Here is a 1,777-nt window from a genome sequence, read left to right as displayed (position 1 = left end):
GATTGTGAAGTTGCCCTGCGCTTCTCGCCCTGATGGGGTGGGTGTGTGGGTGCGTCCGATCCTTGAGAACTCAACAGCGTGCACTTGTCAAATGCCAAATTATCCTCGTCCAGCCCTGTGGGGTTGGTTGAGAATTCCTTTGGATCAATTTATATGAATGTCAGCAATGATGTTCGTCTCTTTTGGTCATGATTGAACTCGCTGCCTTCTTGCCGTTTTCCCGGTGGTTGGTATGCATCTGTTTTTTACGGAGAGTTTGATCCTGGCTCAGGATGAACGCTGGCGGCGTGCTTAACACATGCAAGTCGAACGATGAAGCCCAGCTTGCTGGGTGGATTAGTGGCGAACGGGTGAGTAACACGTGAGCAACCTGCCCCTGACTCTGGGATAAGCGCTGGAAACGGCGTCTAATACTGGATATGTCCCATCACCGCATGGTGTGTGGGTGGAAAGATTTTTCGGTTGGGGATGGGCTCGCGGCCTATCAGCTTGTTGGTGAGGTAATGGCTCACCAAGGCGTCGACGGGTAGCCGGCCTGAGAGGGTGACCGGCCACACTGGGACTGAGACACGGCCCAGACTCCTACGGGAGGCAGCAGTGGGGAATATTGCACAATGGGCGGAAGCCTGATGCAGCAACGCCGCGTGAGGGATGACGGCCTTCGGGTTGTAAACCTCTTTTAGCAGGGAAGAAGCGAAAGTGACGGTACCTGCAGAAAAAGCACCGGCTAACTACGTGCCAGCAGCCGCGGTAATACGTAGGGTGCAAGCGTTATCCGGAATTATTGGGCGTAAAGAGCTCGTAGGCGGTTTGTCGCGTCTGCTGTGAAATCCCGAGGCTCAACTTCGGGCTTGCAGTGGGTACGGGCAGACTAGAGTGCGGTAGGGGAGATTGGAATTCCTGGTGTAGCGGTGGAATGCGCAGATATCAGGAGGAACACCGATGGCGAAGGCAGATCTCTGGGCCGTAACTGACGCTGAGGAGCGAAAGGGTGGGGAGCAAACAGGCTTAGATACCCTGGTAGTCCACCCCGTAAACGTTGGGAACTAGTTGTGGGGTCCTTTCCACGGATTCCGTGACGCAGCTAACGCATTAAGTTCCCCGCCTGGGGAGTACGGCCGCAAGGCTAAAACTCAAAGGAATTGACGGGGACCCGCACAAGCGGCGGAGCATGCGGATTAATTCGATGCAACGCGAAGAACCTTACCAAGGCTTGACATACACGAGAACGGGCCAGAAATGGTCAACTCTTTGGACACTCGTGAACAGGTGGTGCATGGTTGTCGTCAGCTCGTGTCGTGAGATGTTGGGTTAAGTCCCGCAACGAGCGCAACCCTCGTTCTATGTTGCCAGCACGTAATGGTGGGAACTCATGGGATACTGCCGGGGTCAACTCGGAGGAAGGTGGGGATGACGTCAAATCATCATGCCCCTTATGTCTTGGGCTTCACGCATGCTACAATGGCCGGTACAATGGGCTGCGATACCGTAAGGTGGAGCGAATCCCAAAAAGCCGGTCCCAGTTCGGATTGAGGTCTGCAACTCGACCTCATGAAGTCGGAGTCGCTAGTAATCGCAGATCAGCAACGCTGCGGTGAATACGTTCCCGGGTCTTGTACACACCGCCCGTCAAGTCATGAAAGTCGGTAACACCTGAAGCCGGTGGCCTAACCCTTGTGGAGGGAGCCGTCGAAGGTGGGATTGGTAATTAGGACTAAGTCGTAACAAGGTAGCCGTACCGGAAGGTGCGGCTGGATCACCTCCTTTCTAAGGAGCA

Annotated in this window: 1 rRNA gene; it reads left to right on the top strand. The window is 54.9% G+C overall.

Annotated features, from left to right (window positions below):
* The first annotated feature begins 244 nt into the window (after positions 1–244).
* Positions 245–1,767 (top strand): 16S ribosomal RNA (locus tag ACTJJ4_RS18575).
* The last annotated feature ends 10 nt before the right edge of the window (positions 1,768–1,777 follow it).

It is taken from the genome of Microbacterium sp. 22195 (genome assembly GCF_052056515.1).
Lineage (GTDB): Bacteria > Actinomycetota > Actinomycetes > Actinomycetales > Microbacteriaceae > Microbacterium.
Note: the sequence above shows the minus strand (reverse complement) of the source record. Positions and strands in the feature narration are given on the sequence as shown.